Raw genomic sequence first — 7,359 nt, forward strand, 5'->3', positions numbered from 1 at the left:
GGTAGGAATGGACGCCATGTCCAGATTGGGAATGGACGACACGTCCAAAGTGACCCCCGGGGCGGCCACCGGTACGGCCAAGGCCCTGGTGAAGGGCATGGGGCTGGTCGACCTGATCGCCGCGGGCGGGCCGCAGCGGCTCACCGACCTGGTCGACGCCAGCGAGATCCCGCGCGGCACCGTGGTGCGGCTGCTGGAGGTGCTGCTGGACGGGGAGATCCTGCGCATCGACGCCGCCGGGCTGTACGACCTGGGCCCCCGGCTGGCGGTCTGGGGGCAGCGGTTCCTCGACCGTCTGGACCTTCGCGGGCTCGCCGAGGACCTGATGGCCGACCTGGCGGCCAGGACCCGCGAGACGTGCTTTCTCGGCATCGTCCAGGACGACCAGGTGCTGTACGTCGCCAAGGTCGACAGCCCGCAGGCGGTCCGGCCCGCGGCCGTGGTCGGGACCGTGAACCCCCTGCACAGCACCGGGATAGGGAAGGCGCTGCTCGCGCACGCCGGACCGGAGGCCCTGCGGCGCTGCACGGGGCGCCCGCTGGTCCGCAAGACCCCCAACACCATCACCGATCCCGAGGCGCTGGCCGCCGAGCTGGCCGCGATCCGCGAACGCGGCTACGCGATCGACGAGATCGAGAACGAGGACGGCGTCCGCTGCGTGGCCGTGCCCGTCGGCGACCACACGGGGCGGGTCGTCGCGGCACTCTCCGTCTCGGCGCCCGCCTACCGGTTCCCGCGCGAGGACGTGCCCGCGGTCGCGGAGCTGGCGCTGGCCGCCGCCGCGACGCTGTCCGGGCGGCTCGGGCACCACACCACGGCCGGTCCCGCCGACGCGCGGCAACCGGAGAGACGAGAGGAGGTCTCATGACCGAGACGCCCGCCCCCACAGGCGAGAACTGGCGCGGCAAGGTCGGGAGCATGGCCGGCGACGAGGTCTCGGCCTTCCTGGCCGAGGGGCACATCGCGCGGCTGGCCTGCCTGGACGAGGACGGCTGGCCGTACGCGGTGCCCTGCTGGCACGAGTGGGACGGCTCGTCCTTCTGGGTGGTGCCGAGGGCCCGCGCGGCGTGGGCCCGCTACCTGGCGGCCGAGCCGCGCTGCGCGATCACGGTGGACGAGGCCGGTACCCAGCGCAAGGTGATGGCGCAGGCGCGTGCGGTGCTGGTGGAGGAGCCGTGCCTGGACGGGCGGTGGCTGCCGATCGCCGAGCGGATGAGCGTCCGCTACCTGGGCGAGAACGGCCCGCAGTACCTGCAGCCGACGCTGGACAAGCCGCGCTGGCTGTTCCGGCTCGACCCGGTGAAGCTCACGACCTGGCAGGGCAACGACTGGGCGAGGCGGTACAAGTGAACACCGACGTCGTCGAGCTCACCCGGGCGCTGGTCCGGGTTCCGAGTCCGAACCCGGGAGGCGACGAGAGCGCGGTCGCCGGGGCTCTCGCGGAGATCGGCGTTCAGGCGGGGCTGCCCGCACCCGCTGTGCTGGAACGTTCCAGTTCGCGGCCCAACCTGCTGTTCACCGTCGACTTCGGTCCCGGCGGCCGGCATCTGGCGCTGTGCGGCCACATGGACACCAAGCCCGTCGGCGACGCCGACTGGACGGCCGACCCGTTCGCCGCCGAGATCGACGGCGACCGCCTCTACGGTCTCGGCTCGGCCGACATGAAGGGCGCCCTGGCCGCCATGGTCCTCGCCGCCGGCCGGCTCACCGGGACCGGCGGCCCGGCGCGCGGACGCCTCTCGCTCCTGTTCACGGCCGACGAGGAGGACGGCGCCCACCACGGCGCGCAGTACCTCGCCGAGGCCCCGCCCCCGGACCTGCCCGACGCCGTGCTGATCGGCGAGCCGGGCGGCATGCGCGACGACTACGACCACCTGCACCTCGGCAGCCGCGGCATCGCCCGGCTGCGGGCCACCGCCTACGGGCGGCAGGGGCATTCGAGCCTTTCCGGCGAGCCGGGCACCCGCAACGCGGGGGTGGACGCCGCGCACGCCGCGGTCGCGCTGGCCGAAGAACTCGCGATCCCGTCCCCGGACGACCCGTACGGCATCCGGGGATGGACCACGACGCTCAACACCGGGCTCGCCTACCGGGGCGGTGTCGGGTACGGGGTGCTGCCCGGCCGGATGGGCGTGGACACCGAGGTCCGGCTCCTGCCCGGCATGACCCGCGAGGACGTGGAGAAGCCCGTCGCGGCCCTGGTGGAAGGGGTCGCCGCGCGTACCGGGGCACGGCTGGAGGTCGAGTTCGACGAGCAGGGCTTCCTGCCCGGCACGGTCTCCGACCCGGACGGGCCGCTGCCGCGCGCCGTCCGCGCCGCCGCCGGGCGCGTGCTCGGGCACATCCCGCCGGACGCGATGTTCCCGGGGACGACGGACGCGTCCATCCTGCAACCTGCCTGGAACGTTCCCGTCCTGCCCGCGTTCGGGCCCGGCCTGCTGCGGCGGGCGCACGGTGCCGACGAGTGGGTCTCGGTGACGGCGCTGCGCCAGGCCGTCGACCTCTACGCGGACATCGCCGCCGCGTTCTGCGCGGGTGCCGGCCGATGAGCGCCGGGACCGCGACGGCCGGGACGGGCCGTCCGGCGGTGTCGGCCGCGACGCTGATGCCGCTGAGCGGACTGGCGCTCGTGCTGGTCATCGCGGCGGTGGTGACGCCCGGCTTCTACTCCGACGCCAACCTGCGCCTGGTCCTGTTCCAGGCGGGCCTGATCGGCATCGCCGCGGTCGGCCAGACGCTGGTCCTGCTCGGCCGGGGCATCGACCTGTCGGTCGGCGCCGTCATGGGCCTCACCACCGTGATCGTCGCGACGCAGGCCGGCGACGCCGGGCTCGCGGGCGCGATCGGGCTGGCCGCGCTCGCCGGGGCCGGGGTGGGCGCGGTGAACGCCGGGCTGGTGGTCCTGCGCCGGGTGCCGCCGTTCGTCGCCACGTTCGCGATGTTCGTGCTCGTCCAGGGCGCGATCACGGCGTGGACGAAGGGCACGGCGGCGGGCGACATCCCGGGATCGCTCCAGCCGCTCGGCTCGGGACGGTTCCTGGGCGTCCCGACCCCGCTCTGGCTGTTCGCGGGCATCGCGATCGTGACCGCCGTGATCCTGGCGCGCACGAGCGCGGGCCGGCGGCTGTACGCGACGGGCTCCAACCCGCGCGCCGCCCGGCTGTCGGGAATCCGGACCGGCCGGGTGATCGCCGCCGGTTACATCGCCAGCGCGCTGCTGGCCGTGCTGGCCGGGCTGGTCAGCGCCGCGTACGCCGGGCACGTGGACGCCCAGCTGTCGCGCAGCCTGGATCTGAACTCGCTCGCCGCGGCCGTGATCGGCGGCGTCGCGCTGAGCGGCGGGCGCGGCCACATCGGGCACACGGTGATGGGTGTGGCGCTGCTGGCGGTACTGATCGTCTGGATGATCCAGCTCGGTGCCGGGACCGGCGGCCAGCTCGCCGTGCAGGGCGCGGCGATCCTGCTGGCCACCTGGCTGCGGCAGCGCGGTACGTCCGACGCGGGAGGTGCGGGATGACCCGCCATTCGAAGACCCACCGTTCGAAGACCGGCCGTTCCAAGACCGGCCGTTCGAGGATCGGCCGTTCGGGAGTCATCGCGGTGGCGGTGACGGGCGTGCTCCTCCTGGGAGCGTGCAGCACCCAGCGCGAGTCGCTGACCGCCGGGCTGGGCGTGGCGGCCGAGTGCACCGGCCCGCAGGCCAGGGCGGCGCAGCAGCAGTACGCCGAGACGTGGCGCAAGGCGGGCGAGGCGATCGGACTGGAGGGCCTGTCCCCGTCTCAGGCGGACATCTGCGAGGTCGACACGTCCGCGTACGCGAAGAACGAACCGGGCGGCGGGTACCGGATCGCGCTGGCCGCGCAGGGCCCGACCAACGCGTGGGCGACGTCCAACGAGGAGGCGTTCAAGCACCGGGCGGAGCAGCGGGACGTGGACGTCCTGTACGCCTCGGCGAACGGCGACGTCAACAAGCAGGTCGACAACGTCCAGCAGCTCGTGGCGCAGCGCCCGGACGCGATGGTCGTCGTCCCGATGGGCGACGCGATCACGGGCCAGGTGCGCGCCGCCGCCGCGCAGGGCATCCCGGTCGTGGTGTGCTCCGGCCGGCTCGGCGAGGGCTCCGGGGCCGTCAGCACCGTGACCCGCGACTACGAGCTCCAGGGGACGCTGTGGGCGGAGTGGATCGCCAAGCGGCTCGGCGGCAAGGGGAAGATCGCCATGCTGTCCGGGATCGCCGGCGTGCCCACGGCGGAGCTGCCCAAGGCGGAGGCGAAGAAGATCTTCGCGAAGAAGTACCCGGGCATCGAGATCGTGGCCGAGCAGAACACCGACTGGTCGGCCACCAAGGCCAAGACCGTGGCGGCGCAGCTGCTGGCCCGCTACCCGGACCTGGACGCGATCTGGTCGGACTCGGCGATCACCAACCTCGGCGTGTACGAGGCGTACAGCCAGGCGGGCAAGCCCACGCCGCCGGTCACCGGCGACGTGACCAACGGGTTCCTGAAGGCCGTCCAGGGCAAGAACGTGCCCTTCGCGCTCGGGGCGTTCCCGCCCGAGCAGAGCGCGCAGTGCCTGGACGTCGCGCTCGACGCGCTGGCCGGCGAGAAGGTTCCGAGCGAGGTGAACGTGGACGCCGCCGTCTTCACCGACCAGGAGCTCGGCAGGTACGTCCGGCCCGAATGCAGCGACGACCTGGCCGTGCCCACCGCGCTCCCGGCCGACCTGCTCAAGAAGCTGAAGCTGTGCTGAGGGAGGCGGGCGACATGACCGAAGGTCGCGACCCGGCCGGGGCGCCGGCGCTGGAGGCGCGGGGGCTGGTCAAGCGGTTCCCGGGCGTGACGGCGCTGGACGGGGCGGACCTGGTCTGCGGGCCGGGCCGGGTGCACGCCCTGCTCGGCGAGAACGGGGCGGGCAAGTCCACCCTCGTCCGCATCCTGACCGGCAACCACCCGCCCGACGAGGGCGAGGTACGGATCGGCGGCGAAACCGTCCGCCCGGCCGACCCGCGGGAGGCGCTGGCGCACGGCGTGACCGCCGTCTACCAGGAGCTGACCGTCCTGCCGGAGCTGTCCGTGCTGGACAACGTGATGCTCGGCCAGGAGGTCGCGCGGCGCGGGCTGCTGGACCGCGGCCGGCAGCGCGCCACGGCCAGGGCCGCGCTGGAACGCGTCGGGCTGGGAGACCTCGCCCTGGGGACGCGCGCCGGGACGCTTTCGGCCGCCACCCGGCAGCTGATCGAGATCGCCCGCGCGCTGGTCCGGGGCAGCCGGGTGCTGCTGCTGGACGAGCCGTCCGCCCTGCTGTCCGGCGAGCGGCTGGACGCGCTGCACGCGGTCGTCCGCGAGCTGACCGCGGACGGCGTGGCGATCATCTACATCACGCACCGCCTTGAGGAGGTGCGGGCGCTCGCCGACGACGTCACCGTCCTGCGGGACGGCCGGCACGTCTCGTCCGGGCCGGTGGGCGACTACCCGGTCGACCGGATCGTCCGCGAGATGGTCGGCCGGGACGTGGACACGGTCTTCCCCGGCACCGCCGCTCCCCGGGCCGAGGAGGTACTGGCCGTCCGGGGCCTGGTCCCGGCGGGACGGTCCGTGCCGCCGCTCGACCTGACCGTGCGGGCCGGGGAGATCGTCGGCGTCGCGGGCCTGCTCGGATCGGGACGCAGCACGCTGCTGCGCACCCTGGCCGGCGTGGTCCCGCGCTCGGCCGGGACGGTCGCCGTGGCGGGCCGTCCGGTGCGCGGCTCGCTGCGCGCCGCCGTGGACGCGGGTGTGGTGCTGGTCCCCGAGGAGCGCAAGACCGAGGGCCTGGTGCTCGACCTGCCCGTCCGGGCCAACACGACGCTGTCGAGCCTGCGTTCGGTCTTCCCCGGCGGCTGGCTGTCGGCCGCCCGGGAGCGCGCCGCGTACGAGGAGGAGCGGGAACGGTTCAACATCCGCGCGTCGGGGCCGGGGCAGCGCACCGGCCTGCTGTCGGGCGGCAACCAGCAGAAGATCGTCCTCGCCAAGTGGCTGCGGACCGGTCCGAAGGTGCTGCTGCTCGACGAGCCCACCCGCGGCATCGACATCGGCGCCAAGACCGAGATCTACCGGATCGTCGCCGAGCTGGCCGCGCAGGGCATGGCCGTGGTGTTCGCCTCCAGCGAGCTGCCGGAGGTGACGGGCCTGGCGCACCGGGTGCTGGTGTGCCGGGACGGCCGGGTGAGCGGCGAGCTGACCGGCGACGAGATCAACGAGGAGCAGATCATGCACCTGGCCCTCGGAACGGGCCGCGACCGCGACGGCCTCGATCCGGAAGGCCTTGATCCGGAAGGCCCCGGTCCGGAAGGCCCCGGCCCGGAAGGCCCCGGCCCGGAAAGCAGGGCCTCATGACCGCCGTGACCGCGCCGGAACGCACGTTCGGCCGCGGCGCGGGCGACGTGCTCGCGAACGCGGCCCGCACCGGGCTGGCGACCTGGGTCATCGTCGCCGTGCTGGTGGCGGGGCTGACCCTGGCGGAGCCGGGCGGGTTCTGGGCGGCGGCCAACATCGCCAACGTGCTGACCGCGACCGTGGTGCTCGGCCTGGTGGCACTCGGCCAGCATCTCGTCGTCCTGACCGGTGGCATCGACCTTTCGGTGGGCTCCACCGCGACGCTGTCGGCGCTGCTGACCGCGATGCTGATCGACGGCTACCCGATCCGGACCATCCCCACGATCCTCGCGATGCTCGTGCTGGGCGCGGTCATCGGGACGCTGCACGGCCTGATCGTGTCGCGGACCACCATCCCGGCGTTCGTGGTGACGCTGTCGACGTTCTACCTGATCCAGGGCATCGCGTTCCTGATCAGCACCACCCCGACCGGGCAGGTCACCCGGGCGCTGGCCGCCGTGGGGATGCGCCGCGCCGGGCCGTTCCCGCTGGCGCTGGCGGTACTCGCCGTCGCCGTGGTGATCGTGGCGGTGCTGCTGCACCGGACGCGCTTCGGCCGGCACGTGCACGCCGTCGGCGGCGCCAGGGACGCGGCACGCTCGGCGGGCGTGCCGGTGCGGCGCACGCTGGTGCTCGCCTTCCTGATCTCGGGCACGCTCGCCGCCGCGGCGGGGGTCATGCTGGCCGCGCGGGCGACGATCGGATCCCCCAGCGCGGGGCAGGGGCTGGAGCTCTCGGCCATCACGGTCGTGGTCGTCGGGGGAGCCTCACTCCTCGGCGGCCGGGCCAGCCTCGTCGGGACACTCGGCGGCGTCGCCCTGCTCGGCCTCGTGGAGAGTTCCTTCACGCTGCTTCAACTGCCCGCCACCGCGTCCGACCTGATCCGCGGCGTCGTCATCCTGGCCGCCGCCGCCCTGTTCGTCCCGAGGACCAGTGATGACTGACG

Annotated in this window: 7 protein-coding genes; all 7 read left to right on the top strand. The window is 74.2% G+C overall.

Translation table 11 applies throughout. The annotated features are described in order from the left end of the window. Window positions 1-16: 16 nt before the first annotated feature. The 7 genes from E1285_RS04565 to E1285_RS04595 are packed head-to-tail and all read left to right on the top strand — an operon-like array spanning window position 17 to window position 7,357. A complete protein-coding gene (locus tag E1285_RS04565; RefSeq protein WP_165966454.1) occupies window positions 17-868 on the top strand; it encodes an IclR family transcriptional regulator in 852 nt (283 codons plus the stop codon). Further along, window positions 865-1,350: a pyridoxamine 5'-phosphate oxidase family protein gene (locus tag E1285_RS04570; protein WP_132148336.1), complete on the top strand. Its 486-nt coding sequence runs from the start codon at window positions 865-867 to the stop codon at window positions 1,348-1,350. Before E1285_RS04565 ends, E1285_RS04570 begins: the two co-directional genes overlap by 4 nt. Continuing rightward, on the top strand, window positions 1,347-2,549 hold the full coding sequence (locus tag E1285_RS04575; protein WP_132148338.1) for a M20/M25/M40 family metallo-hydrolase: 1,203 nt from the start codon (window positions 1,347-1,349) through the stop codon (window positions 2,547-2,549). The genes E1285_RS04570 and E1285_RS04575 overlap by 4 nt, the downstream gene beginning before the upstream one ends. Then, a complete protein-coding gene (locus E1285_RS04580) occupies window positions 2,546-3,517 on the top strand; it encodes an ABC transporter permease (RefSeq protein WP_132148340.1) in 972 nt (323 codons plus the stop codon). The genes E1285_RS04575 and E1285_RS04580 overlap by 4 nt, the downstream gene beginning before the upstream one ends. Next, window positions 3,514-4,749 (top strand): substrate-binding domain-containing protein, encoded by a 1,236-nt coding sequence (locus E1285_RS04585; protein WP_132148342.1) that lies wholly within the window; start codon window positions 3,514-3,516, stop codon window positions 4,747-4,749. The genes E1285_RS04580 and E1285_RS04585 overlap by 4 nt, the downstream gene beginning before the upstream one ends. A 14-nt stretch (window positions 4,750-4,763) precedes the next feature. Then, window positions 4,764-6,374 carry a sugar ABC transporter ATP-binding protein gene (locus E1285_RS04590; protein WP_165966455.1) on the top strand — a complete coding sequence of 537 codons (1,611 nt, stop codon included), beginning with the start codon at window positions 4,764-4,766 and terminating at the stop codon, window positions 6,372-6,374. Next, window positions 6,371-7,357: an ABC transporter permease gene (locus E1285_RS04595; protein WP_132148346.1), complete on the top strand. Its 987-nt coding sequence runs from the start codon at window positions 6,371-6,373 to the stop codon at window positions 7,355-7,357. The genes E1285_RS04590 and E1285_RS04595 overlap by 4 nt, the downstream gene beginning before the upstream one ends. Window positions 7,358-7,359 lie beyond the last annotated feature (2 nt).

It is taken from the genome of Actinomadura sp. 7K507, assembly GCF_004348425.1.
In the GTDB taxonomy this organism is placed as follows: domain Bacteria; phylum Actinomycetota; class Actinomycetes; order Streptosporangiales; family Streptosporangiaceae; genus Spirillospora.

Bases quoted from the DNA above. Each gene is read 5' to 3' on its own strand.
- E1285_RS04565 (WP_165966454.1), top strand. From the start codon at position 17: ATGTCCAGATTGGGAATGGACGACACGTCCAAAGTGACCCCCGGGGCG.
- E1285_RS04570 (WP_132148336.1), top strand. From the start codon at position 865: ATGACCGAGACGCCCGCCCCCACAGGCGAGAACTGGCGCGGCAAGGTC.
- E1285_RS04580 (WP_132148340.1), top strand. From the start codon at position 2,546: ATGAGCGCCGGGACCGCGACGGCCGGGACGGGCCGTCCGGCGGTGTCG.
- E1285_RS04585 (WP_132148342.1), top strand. From the start codon at position 3,514: ATGACCCGCCATTCGAAGACCCACCGTTCGAAGACCGGCCGTTCCAAG.
- E1285_RS04590 (WP_165966455.1), top strand. From the start codon at position 4,764: ATGACCGAAGGTCGCGACCCGGCCGGGGCGCCGGCGCTGGAGGCGCGG.
- E1285_RS04595 (WP_132148346.1), top strand. From the start codon at position 6,371: ATGACCGCCGTGACCGCGCCGGAACGCACGTTCGGCCGCGGCGCGGGC.